Genomic DNA, 20,243 nt, shown 5'->3' on the forward strand with positions numbered 1-20,243 from the left:
TTATGAATATCGTCTTATTAGATCCTCGTCAAACCCAAACTGAAATCTGGACGATTAGTGCCAAAAGACAAATTGAGCATCTGAAAGCTCATGTCAATGTACAAGTAGGCGATAGTTTAAAAGTTGGGATTCGTGATGGAAAACGTTATCTAACTGAAATTATTCACATTACAGAAAGTTCGATTCAAATCAAACCGATTCAAGAAGAAACTGTACCTCAGAAATTACCTGTAACTTTAATTGTGGCATTGCCACGCCCCAAGGTTTTACGCCGTTTAATCATGGATGCAGTGACGCTGGGTGTGGATAAGTTGATTCTTATTCACAGCTATCGAGTAGATAAAAGTTATTGGCAAACGCCGTTTTTACAACAGCTTGATCATTATGTCACTTTAGGATTGGAGCAAGCGGGCGACACGATTGCACCTAAAATTGAGCTGTATAAACGCTTTAAACCTTTTACAGAAGATATTCTTCCAACTTTAATTACAGCGCAATTACCAGCTTATGTGGCACATCCTTATGCTGAACAAGCAATGCCTTTTGCAATTGATCATCCATGCACAGTGATCATTGGTCCAGAGGGTGGCTTTATCCCTTATGAAGTTGATTTATTCATTCAAAACGGTTGCCAAGCTGTGAGCTTAGGCAACCGTATTTTGCGTACTGAAACGGTTATTCCTTATGTACTTGGAAGACTATTTAGCACGGGCTGATTCTTCATCAGCATTATCACCACGGTAAATTTTAACTTCTTGCACGGGATAAGGAATAGACACATTATTTTCAGCAAAGGTATGCACAACCATTTCTTGAATTTTGCTGATCGACGCAGAGGTTGAGGTTTCAGTGGTATTTACCCACCATTGCACTTTTAAATTCACTGAAAAATCGGCTAAAGCGGTGACATTTACACTAAAACCCGGTTGGCTCAAGATGCTACTGTCTTTGTCCAATAGATCCAAAATAATTGTTTTGGCTTTTTGTACATCATCTTCATAACCGATTCCCACAATAAACTCACAACGACGACGTTGATAAGCGGTGTTCACGGTCACTGCACTGGTATAAACAGTGGCATTTGGAATCACAATACGACGACCATCTGGTGAGCGTAGGAATGTTGCACGAATTTGAATATCTTCAACAGTCCCTTCCATATTATTGACAATGATGTCATCGCCAATTTTGAACGGTTCACCCAAAAGAATCAGTACACCAGACAACATATTTTGGAAAATATCTTTAAATGCAAAACCGATCGCGACTGAGCCAATACCCAAAGCACTCATCAACTGACCTGGAGTAAAACCAGGAATGGCGATGACCATTGCAATAAGAAAACCAAAGAAAATAATAAAGCTACTGCCGACACGGTTTAATACCAATACGAGGTTTTGGCGAGTATATGAGCGATTTTCTAGGGTTTTGCGAACAAAAAATTTAAATACTTTAGACAATAACCAAAAAATAAGCAGTACAACGATTGCAATACAGAAATAAGGAACACGTTCCCAAAAACCATCAATAATTTTGTCGATGGTGGTATAGGCATCATTATATTTTGCCGTATGTTCAATGACCGTTTTTGCAGTTTTTTCACCTGCAGAATGGAGTAATTGAGTCGTATCTTGTGCGACTTCACTTAATTTATTTACTTCTTCAGCCACAGCAATATCCAATAAAATAATCGTGGTATTTTGCCTGAAATTTTCAAGAAGTTAAGTAGTGATTACAGAATTTCGTAGATCGGAAATTTCACAATAAAACTATAGGATTAGCTCAAACATCCTTAAGATAGAGATACAGCATTTGTTGTATTTATTTCATACATTTTTATAAAAACTTAGAAAATTCTTGAGCTTGCTTGGTTATGTTGTCAAGTTTAAGGATTTAGGTAAGAAAATGTATTTTTCTGACAAAAGTTATAGGCACTGTGCGAGACACATTATAAGATCAAAAAAACGGCATAAATATTGAAAATACGAATGTTTTTGCAAGTGACTCAGTCCATGCGGATGGTTAAAGTGAATCTTGCGTCTACGACCAAAGCACAATTGTTATACAAAATGCGCTATCGTAATACTGAGTACATGCAAGTAATAAAATCAAGAACGTAGGCATATATCTCATGATGAGATGACAAATCAAGGAAGCAGAACTATGAATGAAATTTATCCAGTTCCTGAACAATTTGTTAAAACCGCAAGGACCAATGAACAAGAGTATTTTGAACGTTATCAGCAGTCAGTAGATGACCCAGATACTTTTTGGGCAGAGGCTGCAAAAAAGCTCGAATGGATTAAACCCTTTACTCAAGTTAAAAATACGAGCTTTGACAAAGACAACTTTAAAATAGAATGGTTCGCAGATGGTGAACTCAACGTCAGTGCCAACTGTTTAGATCGTCATTTAAAAGAACATCCGCTCAAACCTGCGATCATTTGGGAAGGTGACCATCCATCTCGCCACAAAATTATTTCATTTGAAGAATTGCATGATGAAGTTTGCCGTTTTGCCAATGTCTTGAAAAAGCATGGGGTTGGGAAAGGCGATCGTGTGATTTTATATATGCCAATGATTCCAGAGGCTGCAATTGCCATGTTGGCATGTACCCGAATTGGTGCTGTGCATTGCGTGGTTTTTGGAGGTTTCTCACCTGATTCTTTAGCGAGTCGTATTGACGATAGCCAAGCCAAGTTAGTGATTACTGCAGATCAAGGGATGCGTGGTGGAAAAACCATTCCACTTAAAGAAAATGTAGATGCCGCCTTAGCACTTGATGGAACGTCTTCTGTTGAAAAAATGATTGTGGTACACCGTACAGGGCATCCGATTACGATGAAAGATGGTCGTGATTTGTGGTATCACATGGAAATCATGACGGTTACAGACATTTGCCCACCTGAAGCAATGAATGCAGAAGATCCATTATTCATTCTCTATACTTCAGGCTCTACGGGTAAACCAAAAGGGGTGTTACATACTACTGGTGGATATCTAACGTATGTGAATACCACATTCCGTGAAGTATTTGATATTAAACAAGATGATGTGTTTTGGTGTACCGCAGATGTCGGCTGGATCACAGGGCATTCGTATGTGCTATATGGGCCATTATCAAATGGTACAACCACGGTGATGTCTGAAGGTATTCCGCAGTATCCAACATGGGCACGTACAGGGCATATTGTTGATAAACATAATATTACTATTCTCTATACTGCACCGACAGCCATTCGCGCCATGATGCGAGAGGGTGATGCTTTTGTACGTGAAAGTGATCGTAGTAGTTTACGCCTACTGGGTTCAGTCGGTGAACCGATTAACCCTGAAGCATGGAACTGGTATTACACCGTGGTGGGCGAAAGTCGTTGTCCGATTGTAGATACATGGTGGCAAACCGAAACAGGTGGTATTTTAATTTCACCGTTGCCGGGTGCAACACCTTTGAAACCGGGTTCAGCAACTCGTCCATTCTTCGGTATTCAACCTGCTTTAGTCGATGCTGATGGTAAAGAGTTGGACGGTGCAACCGAAGGGAATCTGATTATTAAAGATTCTTGGCCGGGACAAATGCGTACGATTTGGGGTGATCCAGAACGGTTTATTGATGCGTATTTTTCAACTTATCCGGGGACGTATTTTACAGGGGATGGTGCACGAAGAGATAAGGATGGGTATTACTGGATTACAGGACGAGTGGATGATGTTCTGAATGTATCGGGTCACCGTTTGGGTACGGCTGAAATTGAAAGTGCTTTGGTTGCGCATGAAAAAGTCGCTGAATCTGCTGTGGTGGGTATGCCGCATGAGATTAAAGGGCAGGGTATTGCCGCCTATGTCACTTTACAAGCGGGTGAGGCTGAAACCGAAGAGCTACGCAAGGAATTAGTTGCTTGGGTACGTAAAGTATTAGGCCCTGTCGCAACGCCTGATGCAATTTATTGGGCACCTGCTTTACCTAAAACCCGTTCAGGGAAAATCATGCGTCGTATTTTGAGAAAAATTGCAGCAAGTGAATTGGACAGTTTAGGGGATACGTCAACTTTGGCAGATCCGGGCGTTGTGGATCAGTTGATTGCCGAAGTGAAGGCAAATAGCTAAACCAATCAACTGAATAATCGTGTAAAAACCCAATCAAATTTGATTGGGTTTTTGTTTGATGAAGGCGTTTAAAATTTTTAACAACTTCATTTTGAACGGAACAATATTTATAAACGCTACAAATATTGATGAATAGTGCTACCACTTTGGTTAAATTCAATGTGTGCAATCGCTCCATTGACTAAGGATAATTGTGGAGGAACATGCCCAATATCAACATCATAAAGTACAGGTATGTTCAAATCACTTAAAACGGAATGAATGGCATCAAAAGCAGTTTGTTGGGTAGGATCTGTTATTTCAGTTGCCATATTTCTGCCTATGAGCAATCCTGAAATATGATCAAACCAACCATGCATTTTAAGACTGAGTAAAGTTCTAGTGAGTTCACAAGGTTTTAATTCTGAACTTTCAAAATATAGAATGACACCATCTTTTGTATGCTGTTGATAGAACAGAGGAAGGTTTGCAAATGTTGTTCCAGCCAATCTTGAAATCGTTTCTAAACATCCACCAATCAATCGACCTTTAAACTCTATCGAATCGTTTTTACCATCAAGACGTTTCCATTGCGTAGGCTCTGTGAGGTTCAAACCTGCTTTCGAATCTTTCAGCCAATCATTTTCTAGTTTTTGATAAAACGATGAAGATTGTTGAGTGATGACCATTTCTCTATCACTGGTTAGAACATCCCATATTTTATGCGTCATCGCATCTAATGGTTGTGCAGCAAGTTCCATTAAATTGGGGCCATGTAATGTCGCCCAACCTGAAATAGTGGTCATGGGGATATGTAAAGTGCTGAGGTCTGAAAATCCAGAAAACCATTTTGGTTCAATTTTTGCGAGCGCTTCAAAGTCAATCAATTCAAGTAGTTCCATTGCTAATTCACCGCCCCAAGGTGGCAGAATTGCCTTAACTTCTGGGTCAGTGAGAAAGCGCGTGAGTTCTGCTGCACGTAATATTTTATCGGCACTTTTATTTTTATATACAGCACGCAAGCAATTTCCTTCGATTACTCGGAAACCTTTTTGTTCAAGCATTTTGATGGCAAGATCTAAGCGAGGATGCAATGCAGCTGGAACACCTGTGGATGGTGCTGTGATCGCAATTAAATCACCTGCGACTAACTTGGGAGGAAAACGTATATGCATATTTTAATCCTTTTCCTTTTTAATCCTTTTATGAGTTTCTTTGTAAAGTATGATTAAGGAGAGCTGATCGAGTAATTCTCTGTGATTAGTACAATAAAATTAGAAAGTTAAGCGCTCTATTTAAAGTTTAAAATAAACCAGATAAAGGTGTAAAAACCAGCAATTTAATAATTTTCAAATCTCCAAACCAAAAAATCCCTCAAGCCGAGCGCATAGAATCAGTTCTTACTCATTCAAGTCATCTTGATCTAGTCATTCAATAGATACTTATGTGTGATAAACCACATAAAAAGCAAAAGCTTAGCAAGATCAGGAGTGTCTCAGCATCAAGGGTTTGATTTTTTAAAATTTTTGTTTCAAGATTTTTGCTTCAAGGTCTTCGTTTCAAGGTATTGAGCACTTCATACGCTGCTTTAATCCGTTCAGCATTGGGAATTTTTTTATTCATTAACATTACCAAGCCAAAGTTTTCTTGTGGAATATAAAGGAGATATGTTCCAAAACCATTGGTAGAGCCCGTTTTATGGAATACTCTCGAACCGGTATTCACCATAGTTTTTTCAACAAGGTTGGATTGCATCACAACACGATCAGAGTTGCTCTCTAAGAGTGTGTTTAGTGTGGCTGGGTAGTTGAACGATTCCCAGCCAAGTGCTTGGGTCATACCACCCATTTTAAAGTAACCTGTATGTGTTGCTACAATTGCGGGTTTAATCGCTGCTGTGGCTTGATCTGGATTTAAGTTTAAATTTAAAAAATGTAGCATGTCAGGTAGGCTAGATTTCACACCATAGGCTTGAGCATCAAAAACGCCAGCAGTGACTCGAAGCGAGTGATTATTTTGATCATAACCAAAGGCATAGTTGCCTTGCTGTGCTTTAGGAACTTGAACATAGGTATGTTGGAGTTCTAGTTTGGGGAAGATCACTTGCTCTAATAATATGGAAAAAGGCATGTTCATGGCTTTAGCCGTTGCTTCACCGAATAGTCCTATGCTTGGATTAGAATATTGTCGATATTGACCAATAGGATTTTTAACTTTCCAATTTTGAAAATATTGAAGTATTTGCGCATCTGTTTTTATTTGCTCAGGAAATTGTAAAGGAAGATTACCGCTAGTGTAGGTCGCCAATTCTAAGAGCGTTACTTTATTTATTTCTGAATTTTTTAATGCGGGTAAATATTTCCCAGGATGGTCTTGCAAAGAAAGCTTACCTAGATTTTGTGCATAGGTTCCTGCTGTTGCAGTAAATATTTTACTGACTGAGCCTAATTCAAACAGGGTATTTTTATTTACGGCTTTCGCATTGGCAAGTGATTGTACGCCGTAGTATTTTTCATAACTTTTTCCGTTATACAAAACCCCTATTGCCATACCGGGCACTGCATAACTTTTCATGAGTGGCTGAAATGCTGTATTTATTGCAGTTTCAACTTTTATAGGTGTTGCAGGTATTGCATTGGCATAAGTCGTAAATCCAATGCCACCGATGAAGAAGTAAAATATCGTTTTTGTTTTATTTAAAAATACCATACCTACTTTTCCACTTATGCTACAAAAAGGGATTATTTTAAGGTTGCAAGAAAATTTTTCCAAGATTGATGTTGTTGAGTATATGTATAGGGAAAATCAATAAATAATTAAATAAAACAAATTGTTAATATTTGTTTGAATGTGGGGGTAAGAGAAACGAACATGGACAGAATAGTGTTTTTGTATCTGATTTGAATTATGCCGCAATACTTTTTATTTATGCTAAAAAAATCCCTCAAGCCGAGTCAAGAGGGAGAGTTTCAACGCGTTTTTAATTATTTATTGTTGTTTTACTGAATCATGTATTAAGCCGATTTAGCAACAATTTGATTCTGCTGAGCCTCTTCTAATTCACGAACCAAAGGCAGTACTTTTTCACCAAAGTATTCAACTTCTTCAATAAAATGAAGAAAACCTGACAGGATTAAATCAACACCAACATTTTTGAGTTCCACAATGCGTTCAGCAATTTGTAATGGCGTACCAATCAAATTGGTTTTAAAGCCATCGTTATATTGCACTAAGTCTTCGAAAGTTGATTTTGCCCAGTTGCCTTCGCCTTCCTTCGATGCTGCGCCAGCTTCACGGGTTGCATCGCCAAAAGCATTGACTGCTTCTACATTTGCACCGTCAATAATGGTTTGTAAAACCTGTTTGGCTTCTTGTTCTGTATCACGAGCGATAATGAATGCATTGACCCCAATTTTGACTGAGTGATTATTTAGCTTGGCTTTTTCACGAATGTCATCAATCTGCTTTTTTAGTTCCTCAGGTGTATTGCCATTGGTGAAGTACCAATCTGAAACACGTGAAGCCATATCACGTGCAGCACGTGAGCTACCGCCTTGAAAAACTTCGATATGTGGTTTTTGAATGGGTTTCGGTTTTAAGGTGTAATCTTTAAATTGATAATATTTTCCATCAAAGCTGTAATTGTCTGTCGTCCAAATCCCTTTTAAGGTACGAATAAATTCTTCTGAACGAACATAGCGTTCATCATGCTCTGGCCAAGGTTCACCAATCGCATCAAATTCACCACGAAACCAGCCACTGACTACATTGACCGCAACACGACCATTGGTTAAATAATCAATCGTCGCCAATTGTTTCGCAGCCAGTGCTGGCTTCCACGGGCCGGGCAGGATTGCAGCAATCACTTTTAATTTTTCAGTCTTTGCTAAAAGCGCATGACTAAAGCTGACTGATTCATGCTGATTTTCAGCCCCATACCCTGCGGTAAAACGGATTTGAGTGAGCGCATATTCAAAGCCATTTTGTTCAGCAGTTTGCGCCAAGCGTAGATTGTAGTCATAACTCCAATCTGTACGCTGTTCTACATTGCTGACGACTAAGCCACCACTGACATTGGGTACCCAATACGCAAATTTAATCGCTTCGCTATTTATTGCTGTTTGAGATTGCGACATATTCAAATCCTCTATTTTTTATTATCGATCAATATGCGATTGCAACTAAGCAACCTGAGATTGTGGGGTTTTGACTTTGGCATGTAAGCGACTTTCGGCAGCATCCAAGTTTGGAACAGCAGCAGAAGGAAGCACTTCATCTTGTTCAATTTGTTTGTTAATGCCTAAGTTTTGATTGGCTTGTTCAGTCTTGGCTTTCACAACTTCTGCACGCTGACCTTTGGCAGGCGCCCATTCTAAAATTGGCAAAGCACGTGCCACAGCTAAAGTGATACGGTCTTGAATATGTTCACTTTTGATGGTGTATTCAGGCGTGAAATCACGATCCGTTGCATAAACGCCAATCGGTAAAGTCTGTGCTTGGAAAAAGCTAAATAAAGGACGCAATTGATGTTCTAGGACTAATGCATGACGATCACTTCCGCCTGATGCTGCAAGCAGTACAGGAACATCAACCAATGCTGTTTGCTCAACAAAGTCAAAGAAATGCTTAAATAAGCCTGTAAATGAAGCACGGTAAACAGGTGTACCGACAATTAACGCATCAGCGGCTTCAACAGCGGCTAAATCATCTTGTACACGCTGTGGAAGTTGATTGCGATAAATTGCTCCCCCCAATAACTGTCCTATTTCGCTAAATTTAATAAAATGCACATGGATCGGAGTTGCTTGACCCAGTTCGTCAATAATGGCTTGAACCAGACTTTCTGTTTTGGATGGATTATTTAAACCGCCTGAAACTGCAACGATATTGAGAGGTTTTTGTTGAGTGAAAATAGACATATTGGCAACCTAATTAAATGAATCTCGGAATACCATTTATTAATCTATATTGCGGGCAGCACTGTAAAATAAGCAAAAACAGATTGATTATCAGTTTTTAAGATAAACCTAAAATCAGTTGAATAATGATTGTATAAATTCTTTAAGTGATTGAAGCTAAAATATATTATAAAATTTAATAAGCAATTCATTTTTATATCTTTATTTTATATTTAAAAATGATATTTAAATCTCAAATTGAACAAATGGCTTAAAAACTTTAGGGGATTTGAGCTGATGCAAACAAAATATCCAAAAAATCGTGAATATTTACGTATCCTAAATAGCAGTAGTGCGGTTAGAATGAAAGAACTGTGCTAGAGATCTCTCGCTTCGCTTATGAATATTTTAATCGTTGATGATCACCCACTGTTTCGCCATGCATTAATTCAGGCGGTTCGTTATAGTTTGCCACAGGCTCAAATTAGTGAAACTGCGGCTGTAAATGAATTTTATGAACGCTTGGAAAATGGTCCAGAACCAGATCTTGTCTTATTGGATTTAAACTTACCGGGTGCTTCTGGTTTCTCTGCATTGGTACATGTTCGTGCGCAATATCCTGCACTTCCAATTATTGTGGTTTCAGCACATGAAGACGCATCGATTATTCAGCGTGCAATTGCACATGGTGCGATGGGCTATATTCCTAAATCTGCGCATCCAAGTCATATCGGTGAAGCAATTCGTCAAGTTTTAGACGGTGATATTTGGTTACCACCAAATTTACCTGCAGCCAATATGAATTTTGATCCGCGTGCCGCAGATGAAACAGCTTTAGCAGAGCGTATTCAATCACTCACACCACAGCAATTCCGTGTCTTGATGATGGTGGCTGAAGGTTTATTGAATAAGCAAATTGCTTATGAACTTGAGGTTTCTGAAGCAACGATCAAAGCACATGTCACTGCGATTTTCCGTAAACTGGGTGTGCAAAATCGTACTCAAGCTGTATTGGCAATCAATGCATTGAATATTGAAGAAAAGAAAGTTTAAGTTACTGAAAATAATTAATAAAAAAGACCTCATGATTGAGGTCTTTTTTTATGTCTAGCTTTTATTGAAAAGCTTAAGCCAAACAGTCTTGTTTAGAAACTAAATCAGGGCAACCCAATGGGTTTAATGCACACTTCAAATCATCAATTTGATCTTGGGTCACATAGCCCTTCGATTTTAAATAATCCGCAACACGGTCATCACGTAAACTTAAAAACGCAGCGTCATAAACACCTAAGTCTACAAATAAAGCAGCGGTTTCTAAGCTATTAAAACGGTCTAAGAAGACATCATTACCATACATCAAGAAGATATGATCATAATCTGCTTGCGGATCTACACTTAAACGATGCGCTAAGGTTGTCGGTGAGGTTTTAATGAAAAGCAGGTCTGATAATTCGTCAAACTGTGTCATATCCAGCGTATCTTGGCCAGATTTTACTTTACCGAGCCATGCTTTAAACACCAGCACTGCACCACCACGCAATAACATACTCCACATTTGATGGCGCACTTCATCACTTAAGCAATCGCATTCATCTTCAAGACGTTGTACAAATTTTTCTTCTTGTTGCGCTAATTTGTCAAAAAGTCCTAAGCCTTGTGGATGAAAGGCAGCGGGTGTGAAAACATCAAATTTTAATTCTTCAAAAACTTGTAGTGCTAAAGGAACAGCACTTTGATAAATCGTATTTAAAGCTTGTAGTTGTACATCTTGTAATTTGCTTTGTTTGAAAATATCTTGCCAATCGATGACAGGCAACATTGCGTTTACACCATATTGACGATGAAATTGTTGAGTTCGATGAATTCCATGTGGAACAGCTTCTGAAATATTCATGGTTCAAATCCTATTTAAAATTGATGACGCATCAACATTGCATCCCTGCACATCAAAGCGTGGTTTTATGATGTTTCAATTCTTGAATTATTTGAGATGCAATATGAATACGACTAAAGTTGTATGTGTCGTAAAATTCGTATTTTTTTACTTTAAAATTAATAGCTTGTGAATTTGTAACCAAGTATACAAGTGTATAGTTACTATTTTGATCTTCTTTGCCATAGAAAACGTGCTTTTGAAATCTTTGGTCAATGAATATTCTACTTTTTAAGTGATTTTTGAATGCTTTTGCATAGTCTAGATAAAAAATTGCTATTTCACTTAAAAAAAACCTCCATAAAAGATTTTTATGGAGGTGGTAAATGTTTCAAAACATTCTATAAAATTTTCACAGCCATCAAAACACTTGTTGAAAATGACTTAGAAGTGCGTAACAAACTATTTGGAAATCTTCAAACCCGAGAGCCAAGCCCGTAATGAAGCAGGTTTAAGTGGCTTTTTCAGCAAAACCACGTTTAAGTCTTTGACCCGTTGTGGTAGCTCAGGATCTGAGTCAGCAGTAATCAATGCAATAGGGACATTTTCCTGACGATGATTGATAATAAAGTCTAAACCTTCTTTGTCATCATTTAAGTGCTGATCAACCAGCCATACTTGAATATTCTCTTGTTTAATAATTTCAATGGCTTGCTCAGGTTCAGTGGCTTTAAAGACTTGATAGCCCCACTTGGTCAGCAGTGTTGCCATACCTTCTAAAATGGTTTCATCATTGTCCAAACACAGAATTTTATAAGCTTTGGTTTTGAGCGGTACAGCTTGTATAGGGGTACTTACGATTTTAGGTGCTTCCACGATAGGGACTTCAATCATGAAGCATGAGCCTTTGCCCAATTCAGAATAGACATGAACAGGGAAGTCCAATAAGCCTGTCATCCGCTGTACAATGGCTAATCCGAGCCCTAAGCCTTGTTCACCCCATGGTGAGGTATGTCCACAGCGTTCAAATTCTTGGAACAATTTTATTCGTTGTTCTTCAGCAATTCCCGGCCCTGTATCCCATACACCAATACGAATATATTTTGGGCGACTTGCAGCACGTAGTACACCAACCACGACTCGACCACGTGCAGTATAGCGTAAGGCATTGCTAACAAAGTTTTGAATAATACGACGAATCCATTGTGGATCTGTATCAATCCAAAATTGAGCATCATGTACATGCAATTGAATATCACGCTGTGCCGCAATGGACTTAAATTGTAATTCCAAATCACTCAATAAATCGTGCAAAGGGTAAGCTTGGCGTTTGGGTTGAATTGAACCGCCTTCTAAGCGTGCAATATCCAAAAGGGCAGACAGCATACTTTCAGCACCATAAAGCGCTCGATCCAGTTGTTGTAATGTTTTACGATCTTCATCCGATTGAACACTTTGTTCTAAAGCTGTACTGAATAAACGTGCAGCATGCATGGGTTGTAATAAATCATGGCTGGCAGCAGCAATAAAACGGCTTTTTGACATATTGGCTTTATCAGCTTGTTCACGTGCGAGCTGTTGTTCTGATAAAGCATCGGCAAGTCGTTGTGTACGATCCGATACACGTGCTTCAAGAATGGCTTCATTTTCACGGAAAGCGGTAATATCCGCAAATGTCGTGACAAAACCGCCACCCTCAATCGGGTTACCACGCATCTGAATGACACGTCCATCTTTACGGATACGTTCAAACTCATGGGCACTGCCGACTTTCATCCAGTGAATCCGTTTACGCACATGTTCTTCGACTGAACCCGGGCCACATTCACCACGTTCAGCGTTATAACGAATTAAGTCTGCAATGGGACATCCGACATAAACCAAATCTTTTGGATAATCAAAGAGTTTTAAATATTGATTATTCCATGCCACCAAACACATATTTTCATCAACAACACTGACACCTTGGGTCATGTGGTCGATCATGGTCATAATCAGGTTTTGATTAAATCGTTGCCATTGTGAAGCTTGGTCAAGAATATTGGCAACTTGCCCTAAAGCTAAACCATTATTGACCATCGCCGTGGTGAGGAGTGTCCGTGCAGAAGCTGCACCAATCGTTCCTGCTAGATATTGTTCTGTGAATCGCCACCACATACCATTGGCACTGCTATTTTCATTCAGCACTACATTATTCATGGTACAAAATTGGCGGAATGCATGGTTGGTTGGCCCTTCGCCAGTAATACGTTTTGCTAGTGCAATCAGATCACCGACTTTTAATTTAGCAACATCATGGTGTAGATAATTAATATCAGTCGATGTGCTTTGTGCAGGCAATGGCTTGGTTTCATAGTAGAAGAAACTTTCAGCTTGGATTTGTTCTGCAATGCTTGGACGATAAATTCGAGAAACCCAAATATAAAGCATGATATTTAAACCCAGTGCCCATATCACGCCATGTGTCAGTGGTGCAAAAGATTCAAAACCCAATAAGGCCTCAGGTCTAAGCCATTCGATGCCTAAAGGGCCATACATTAAAAATTCATGTGCAAACTGGCTATATTCGATGGGTAAGCTACGCAAAATAGTTGGGAGTAATAGGGTATATGCCCATACAATATAGCCAACAACTAAACCTGCGTAGACGCCTTGACGACTACCACCACGCCAATATAAGCCACCAATTAAAGCAGGTGAGAATTGTGCAACAGCACTGAACGCCAATAAACCAAATGTCGATAACTGATCAATATCATTGAAGAAATGGAAGAATAAAAAGCCCAGTAGCATTACGGCTAAGATGCATACACGCCGTGTGAATTTTAAGACTTGCGGTAAGCGTTTATCGTGGCGAGATAACAGTCTAAACTTCCACAAAGCAGGCATGATTAAGTCATTACTCAGCATGATAGACAGCGCAACTGAAGAAACCAGTAACATCCCTGTTGATGCTGAAAAACCGCCGAGAAAGGCCAAAAGTGACAGCCAGTCTTGGTTATAACTGATAGGTAAGGATAAAACTGCAACATCTGGAATGGTTAAATATTTTGGTGCTGCATGTAAAGCCCAACTGGCAATTGGAATAATAGCGACAATGGTTAAAATTAAATAAGCTGCGAACCAGCGTCGTGCGCCACGGATATGTTTTTCATCACGTAATTCAACCACAGCGACGTGAAATTGTCGTGGTAAGCAAATAATGGCAAGTGCCGCTAACAGTGTTTGAATCCAGAAAGTATCGGGGACACCGAACAGTTGCACTTCATGGAAGGTTTTTTGTACATCATGTGATATTTGAATAATATTTTTAGGATGGTCAAAAATAAAGAAAAATGCGACGCAGAGTAAAGCAAATAATTTGACGAAGGATTCAAATGCGACAGCAAGCATTAAGCCGCCATGTTGTTCTGTATTGGCAATTTGTCGTGTACCAAAGATCATGGCCAAAATTGCGAGAACAGCGGTTAAAGCTAAGACACCATTGGTTGTGGTAGACAGCACTTGGGTATTGTGGTTGAGCATGACAGAGGCACTGAGTGCGATGGCGCGCAGTTGTAATGCGAGATAGGGAATAATCGCAACAACAGCCAGAATAGTGACTAAAGAAGCAAGTGTTCCACTTTTGCCATAACGTGCTGCAACAAAGTCAGCAATCGATGAAATAGCATGGTGTTGACGTACTCGTCCTAAACGTCGCCAAATATCATAGCCAAGCCAAACGAATAAGAGTGGGCCTAAATAGATGGGTAGGAAAATAATCCCTTCACGTACCGCTGCGCCAGTTGCTCCATAAAATGTCCAAGATGAGCAATATACCCCCAATGTTAGACTAAAGAGAAGCATCCTTCCGCGCGTACTTAATCGACTTGCATGCTTCTCCCCAAAGAAGGCACAAACGAAGAGAATTAAGATGTAAAGGGCCAGAACCCCTATAATTAACCAACTGTTCATAAGGATGAGCGTATAAAAATCTGGCTCTATCATAACGCATCAATGAACTGACTCATTCATTTTGATCAAAATTTAACGACCAAAGTCTAAGTTACGAGAACCCTACAACATTGTTACTTTTAGCCTTGTAAAGAATGATTAAAAAAAGCAACCAGCGTTCTGGTCGCTTATACAAGGAGTATGGTTATGGATGAGAGACAGGTAGATGCGATTCTACACAATCCAAAATTCAAAGAAATGGTTGCTAAGAAAAGTAAATTAAGCTGGACACTTACTGCAATCATGTTGTTTGTTTACGTTGGATTTATGCTTTTAGTGGGTTACAACAAGGAATTTTTACTCACCACAGTGACACCAGGTGGCGTTACAACTTGGGGTATTCCTCTGGGGTTGAGCATTATTGTGTTGTCGTTTGTTCTATGTGGTGTGTATTCATATATTGCCAATAATAAATTGGATCAATTAACTGAAGATGCCATGAAAGAAGTTGAAGCAATCGCACATGAAAAAGGGATGCACTAAGATGAAATGGAACTCTTTAAAAACTAAAGCAGCTCTTGCATCTACTGCACTGCTTTCTACGCTTGCTCAAGCAAGCCCTGATTTAGGTGCTGCTGAACAACAAGCGACGAATTGGCATGCGATTATTATGTTTGCCATTTTTGTTGGCTTAACATTATTCATTACCAAATGGGCAGCAAAACAAACCACGAGTACTCAGGATTTCTATACTGCGGGTGGTGGTATCTCAGGTTTCCAAAATGGCTTGGCGATTGCAGGTGACTATATGTCAGCAGCATCGTTCCTCGGTATTTCCGCAATGGTGTTTAGCTCAGGTTTTGATGGCTTGCTTTATTCACTAGGCTTCATGGTAGGTTGGCCGATCGTATTGTTCTTGGTTGCTGAACGTTTACGTAACCTAGGTAAATATAATTTATCTGATGTGGTTTCTTTCCGTTTGGAAGAAAAACCAGTACGTACACTTGCAGCAATCAGCTCACTGGTTGTTGTTGCTTTTTATCTGATCGCACAAATGGTAGGTGCGGGTCAGCTGATCAAATTACTTTTCGGTTTGAACTACAATATCGCAGTTGTGATCGTTGGTCTTCTGATGATGGCTTATGTAATCTTCGGTGGGATGTTGGCGACCACTTGGGTACAGATCATTAAAGCAGTAATGTTGCTTTCAGGTGCAACTTTCATGGCATTCATGGTGATGCATTCTGTTGGTTATAGTTTCTCTGAAATGTTCAAACAGTCTATTGATGTCTTTGCTAAAGTACATGAAGTGAGCTATGAGAAAGCTTCAGAAATCATGGGACCAGGTAAATTGGCTGCCAATCCACTGGATGCATTATCGTTAGGTCTAGCGTTAATGTTTGGTACAGCAGGTTTACCTCATATTCTTATGCGTTTCTTTACGGTTAAAGATGCGAAAGAAGCACGTAAATCAGTTGTAGTTGCAACAGGCTTTATTGGTTATTTCTACTTATTAACTTTCATCATTGGTTTCGGTGCGATCCTTTTCGTCTCAAACAACCCACAATTCATCGATGTTGCTAAAATGGCTGTCACTGGCAAGTTAGAACTTGTTGGTGGTAACAACATGGCTGCGGTTCACCTTGCAGATGCTGTAGGCGGTGACTTGTTCATGGGCTTCATTTCAGCAGTTGCATTCGCAACAATTCTTGCAGTTGTTGCTGGTTTGACATTGTCAGGTGCATCAGCAATCTCTCATGACTTGTATGCAAACGTATTTAAGAAAGGTCAAACGACTCCTGAATCTGAATTACGTATGTCTAAGATCGCAACTTTAGGTCTTGCTATTTTCGCTATGATCTTGGGTATTTTGTTCGAGAAACAAAACGTTGCATTCATGGTTGGTTTAGCATTCTCTGTTGCGGCATGTGCGAACTTCCCAATCCTTGTTCTTTCAATGTTCTGGAAAGGTTTAACCACACGTGGTGCGGTGATTGGTGGTTTAGCAGGTCTATTAACAGCAGTGGTATTAATTATCTTATCTAAAGCAGTTTGGGTAGATACATTAAAAATCTCTGACACACCAATTAACCCATTCAATGGTCCAGCGATCTTCGCTATGCCACTTGCATTCTTCTGCTGTTGGTTCTTCTCTGTGACTGATAAATCAGCACGTGCTGAAGCTGAGCGCAAAGCATTTGATGCACAGTATGTACGTTCACAAACAGGTATTGGTATCTCTGGCGCTTCTGATCACTAATTAAGATTTAAGATCACGCTATGAAAAACACCTCTTCGGAGGTGTTTTTTTTATGGGTATTTATCTGCAATCGTTACATTTTCTAAAGTATCCCTTATTTTCAATTATCAACAGTAATCAAAATGATTTATGAAGCGGGTTAAATATGTTAGTTTCTTATCCGATAAAAACAAACAGAATCTAAAAATATGCGTCCAGTGATCGAATTTTGGCAAGGCTTTAAATTATTACCTTCTGCATGGCTGTTATTGGTGCAATTACTGATCCTTATTTTATCTGTCTTTATTAATGACAGTATAAGTTATCAAATTCTCACATGGTTGTTGGGCGTCTTGGCATTATTGATTATTGCTAAAGTAATTCGTCAAACACCGACATTTACAGTGCTAGGTTTAACCTTTGTGTTAGGCGCTTTTTTCCTGTCTTTTTTAATGTTAATCGGGTTTCATTCGCTGACTTTACAGGTAATTACCCATTGTTTTGAGGCTGCTGCTTATTTCTGTGCAGCATATGGCCTGATACGTTATATGTTTGCAGACCGATATTTAACCAAAGATGAGTTATTCGCTGCAGGTGCTGTTTTTACCCTAATCTCATGGGGATTTGCTTTTATATACAGTATTTGCCAATTGTTGGTTCCACAAAGTTTCCAAAATCCTAACAATGTTTCTGATTATCAAACATGGTTAGACCTGCTATTCCTAAGTTTTAGTTTGCAATCTGCAACAGGTCTGTCGGATTTGATGCCCATTGCACCTGCGGCACGTGTGGTTGCAATGTTACAAATGTTTGGTGGCGTGATGTATTTTGCTTTAATCGTCTCTCGTATGGTTGCACTGCAATATATCGAAATTCGACCGAAAGATTAAAGGTTGTCAGTACGGAACGTATTGCCAAATATGCGGAAAGCGATAAACCTAAACATTGATGGATGGCCTGTAAAGGCCAATGTTATGATCTTGTTACATTTACTAAACTGCTGAAAATTGTCATTTAAATTACAATTGAACCCGAATCTAATCGCTGTTCTACAGGGTTCGTCTTTTTTCACATCTGTGAACGCCTTCTTCGACTTTAAATAGTCTATCCATCGAATATAAAAATCTGGAGGAAATATGCCTTCCAAAAAAACAGCTTGGTTTGCCAATGTGAATCCAAATGTTTTCTTAAGTACGGTTGGAATTATTGCACTTTTTCTAGCAATTGTGATTTTTGCACCAAATGCTTTTGAATTAATGACCCAACAAATGACCCAATGGATTACCACGTCATTTAGTTGGTTCTATGTATTGTCAGTTGCAGTTTTTCTGATCGTTTTGATCGTTATTGCCTTGTCTGATATGGGCAAAATCAAGCTTGGCCCCGATCATAGCCAACCTGAATATGGCAATGGATCATGGTTTGCGATGTTGTTTACCGCAGGTATGGGAATTGGCTTGATGTTCTTCGGCGTGGCCGAGCCGATTATGCATTATGTCAGCCCACCTACGGGTGATCCGCAAACCATTCAAGCAGCTCAACAAGCCATGAGGATCACGTTTTTCCATTGGGGACTGCATGCTTGGGCGATTTATGCCATTGTTGGTCTAACTTTGGCCTATTTTACTTTTCGCTATAATTTGCCACTTAAAGTACGTTCAGGTTTATATCCAATCATTGGTCAACGGATCTATGGGCCAATAGGGGATGCTGTTGATACCTTTGCCACCATCGGAACGGTATTTGGTGTAGCCACAACGTTAGGCTTTGGTGTAACCCAAATTAACTCAGGTTTGAATTATTTATTTGGTTGGGAAAATAGTATCACGACCCAAATTCTTCTGATTGTTTTCGTGAGTATTTTAGCATCTTTATCGGTATTTCTTGGATTAGATAAAGGCATTAAACGTCTTTCTGAACTGAATTTAATTTTGGCTTTGTTGCTGCTCGGTTTTGTATTTCTAGCGAGTTCAAGTATTTATATTTTACAAGCGACGATTCAAAGTGCTGGGCAATATATTTCCAATCTTTTTACGATGACTTTCAATTTATATGCCTATCAATCTAATGGTTGGATTGGTGGTTGGACGATTATGTACTGGGCATGGTGGATTTCTTGGTCACCATTTGTGGGAATGTTTATCGCTCGAGTGTCTAAAGGACGTACGATTCGTGAATTTATTGTGGGTGTATTACTTATTCCGACAGGTTTTACCCTGATTTGGATGGGTTTTATGGGCAATGCTGCATTGTTCAGTATTTTGAAACAAGGGCAAGTCGGGCTGATCACCGCAGTACAAAAAGACTCATCCGTTGCACTGTTTGAATTTTTAACTCATCTGCCATTTGCAGGTATTTCGAGCCTGATCGCTACCGTTTTAGTGATTTTATTCTTTGTCACATCTGCAGATTCAGGTGCTTTGGTTGCAGATTATTTAACCTCGAAAAGTGAACATTCTCCAATATGGCAACGTTTGTTTTGGACAGCGTTAATGGCGATTTTGTCCATTATTCTTTTGATGGTCGGTGGTTTGGGGGCGTTACAATCTGCCACGATGATGAGTGCTTTGCCATTTACCTTGATTATGTTGTTGCTGTGTTTGGGATTGCTCAAAGCTTTGCGTTTAGATGTCACGAAAATGCAGGCTTTACAAGAGGCAAGAATAACGCCGAGAGCCGTCCAAAATCCACGGAGTTGGCAACAACGTTTAGGCTTGATTATGCATTACCCGCATAGCTTGAGTGAAGTACAGCATTATATTCAGCATGATGTGATTAAAGCTTTTGAAAGCGTACGTTTTGAATTTAAACGCCGTGATTTAAATGTCGCCATCAAAGAAGTAGAGGATGGTGTGCAACTGAGTGTAGATCATCATGATGAGTTTAATTTTATTTATAAAGTCATTGCACGACAAACTGTAGCACCGAGTTTTATGATGAATGAACAACATCAAGAGAGTGACGATTTTTATCAAGCAGAGGTCTTTTTAAAAGAAGGCGGGCAGAATTACGATGTGATGGAGTGGACACAGGAAGACTTGTTACAGGACATCATTGACCAGTATGAGCGCCATTTATATTTCTTAAATATTGTTAGAAACTAAATCCAATTATTCAAATAATTCATTCATCAACATAGCTTAAAAGTCTTTTGATGATGGAATAATGATTTGATCTGGTCACTACAACAGAATAAAAAAACCCGACTGAATTC

At 39.3% G+C, this 20,243-nt stretch carries 14 protein-coding genes; 7 read left to right on the plus strand and 7 right to left on the minus strand.

What is annotated here, in order from left to right; translation table 11 throughout:
• Positions 1–2: 2 nt before the first annotated feature.
• Entirely contained in the window at positions 3–716 is a 714-nt protein-coding gene (locus tag GGG_RS0103705; RefSeq protein WP_010112362.1) for a 16S rRNA (uracil(1498)-N(3))-methyltransferase, read from the plus strand.
• On the opposite strand, the gene GGG_RS0103710 is transcribed toward GGG_RS0103705, so the two are convergent.
• Positions 699–1,670, minus strand: coding sequence for a mechanosensitive ion channel family protein (locus GGG_RS0103710; protein WP_010112364.1), 972 nt, complete (start codon positions 1,668–1,670; stop codon positions 699–701). The genes GGG_RS0103705 and GGG_RS0103710 overlap by 18 nt on opposite strands.
• A 493-nt stretch (positions 1,671–2,163) precedes the next feature.
• Here GGG_RS0103710 and acs point away from each other — a divergent pair, with 493 nt between their 5' ends.
• Positions 2,164–4,107 (plus strand): acetate--CoA ligase, encoded by a 1,944-nt coding sequence (gene acs / locus GGG_RS0103715; RefSeq protein ID WP_010112365.1) that lies wholly within the window; start codon positions 2,164–2,166, stop codon positions 4,105–4,107.
• Between the two features lie 116 nt (positions 4,108–4,223).
• Here acs and GGG_RS0103720 read toward each other — a convergent pair whose 3' ends face one another.
• The 4 genes from GGG_RS0103720 to msuE all read right to left on the minus strand — a co-directional run bounded on the left by GGG_RS0103720 (position 4,224) and on the right by msuE (position 9,005).
• Positions 4,224–5,261 (minus strand): S66 peptidase family protein, encoded by a 1,038-nt coding sequence (locus GGG_RS0103720; RefSeq protein WP_010112366.1) that lies wholly within the window; start codon positions 5,259–5,261, stop codon positions 4,224–4,226.
• A 370-nt stretch (positions 5,262–5,631) separates the two neighbouring features.
• Complete coding sequence (gene ampC, locus GGG_RS0103725) at positions 5,632–6,795, minus strand: class C beta-lactamase (protein WP_010112367.1); 1,164 nt, start codon at positions 6,793–6,795, stop codon at positions 5,632–5,634.
• 305 nt (positions 6,796–7,100) lie between these two features.
• The gene (sfnG, locus tag GGG_RS0103730) at positions 7,101–8,222 is read right to left on the minus strand and encodes a dimethylsulfone monooxygenase SfnG (protein ID WP_010112372.1); all 1,122 of its coding nucleotides are present in this window, start codon (positions 8,220–8,222) and stop codon (positions 7,101–7,103) included.
• A gap of 45 nt (positions 8,223–8,267) precedes the next feature.
• Complete coding sequence (gene msuE, locus GGG_RS0103735; protein WP_010112374.1) at positions 8,268–9,005, minus strand: FMN reductase; 738 nt, start codon at positions 9,003–9,005, stop codon at positions 8,268–8,270.
• Between the two features lie 378 nt (positions 9,006–9,383).
• Here msuE and GGG_RS0103740 point away from each other — a divergent pair, with 378 nt between their 5' ends.
• Positions 9,384–10,037 carry a response regulator transcription factor gene (locus tag GGG_RS0103740; protein WP_010112375.1) on the plus strand — a complete coding sequence of 218 codons (654 nt, stop codon included), beginning with the start codon at positions 9,384–9,386 and terminating at the stop codon, positions 10,035–10,037.
• A gap of 73 nt (positions 10,038–10,110) precedes the next feature.
• Here the strand turns inward: GGG_RS0103740 and GGG_RS0103745 are convergent, their stop codons facing one another.
• Together GGG_RS0103745 and GGG_RS0103750 are read right to left on the minus strand one after the other, a co-directional pair.
• Positions 10,111–10,878 (minus strand): hypothetical protein, encoded by a 768-nt coding sequence (locus GGG_RS0103745; protein WP_010112376.1) that lies wholly within the window; start codon positions 10,876–10,878, stop codon positions 10,111–10,113.
• Positions 10,879–11,319: 441 nt separating this feature from the next.
• Positions 11,320–14,811, minus strand: coding sequence for a PAS domain-containing hybrid sensor histidine kinase/response regulator (locus GGG_RS0103750; RefSeq protein ID WP_010112377.1), 3,492 nt, complete (start codon positions 14,809–14,811; stop codon positions 11,320–11,322).
• A 186-nt stretch (positions 14,812–14,997) separates the two neighbouring features.
• Here GGG_RS0103750 and GGG_RS0103755 point away from each other — a divergent pair, with 186 nt between their 5' ends.
• The 4 genes from GGG_RS0103755 to GGG_RS0103770 all read left to right on the plus strand — a co-directional run bounded on the left by GGG_RS0103755 (position 14,998) and on the right by GGG_RS0103770 (position 20,133).
• A complete protein-coding gene (locus GGG_RS0103755; RefSeq protein WP_010112378.1) occupies positions 14,998–15,333 on the plus strand; it encodes a DUF485 domain-containing protein in 336 nt (111 codons plus the stop codon).
• A gap of 1 nt (position 15,334) precedes the next feature.
• Positions 15,335–17,050 carry a cation acetate symporter gene (locus tag GGG_RS0103760; protein ID WP_010112380.1) on the plus strand — a complete coding sequence of 572 codons (1,716 nt, stop codon included), beginning with the start codon at positions 15,335–15,337 and terminating at the stop codon, positions 17,048–17,050.
• 188 nt (positions 17,051–17,238) lie between these two features.
• On the plus strand, positions 17,239–17,919 hold the full coding sequence (locus tag GGG_RS0103765; protein ID WP_010112382.1) for an ion channel: 681 nt from the start codon (positions 17,239–17,241) through the stop codon (positions 17,917–17,919).
• A 246-nt stretch (positions 17,920–18,165) separates the two neighbouring features.
• The gene (locus GGG_RS0103770) at positions 18,166–20,133 is read left to right on the plus strand and encodes a BCCT family transporter (protein WP_010112384.1); all 1,968 of its coding nucleotides are present in this window, start codon (positions 18,166–18,168) and stop codon (positions 20,131–20,133) included.
• Positions 20,134–20,243 lie beyond the last annotated feature (110 nt).

It is taken from the genome of Acinetobacter sp. P8-3-8, assembly GCF_000214135.1.
Lineage (GTDB): Bacteria > Pseudomonadota > Gammaproteobacteria > Pseudomonadales > Moraxellaceae > Acinetobacter.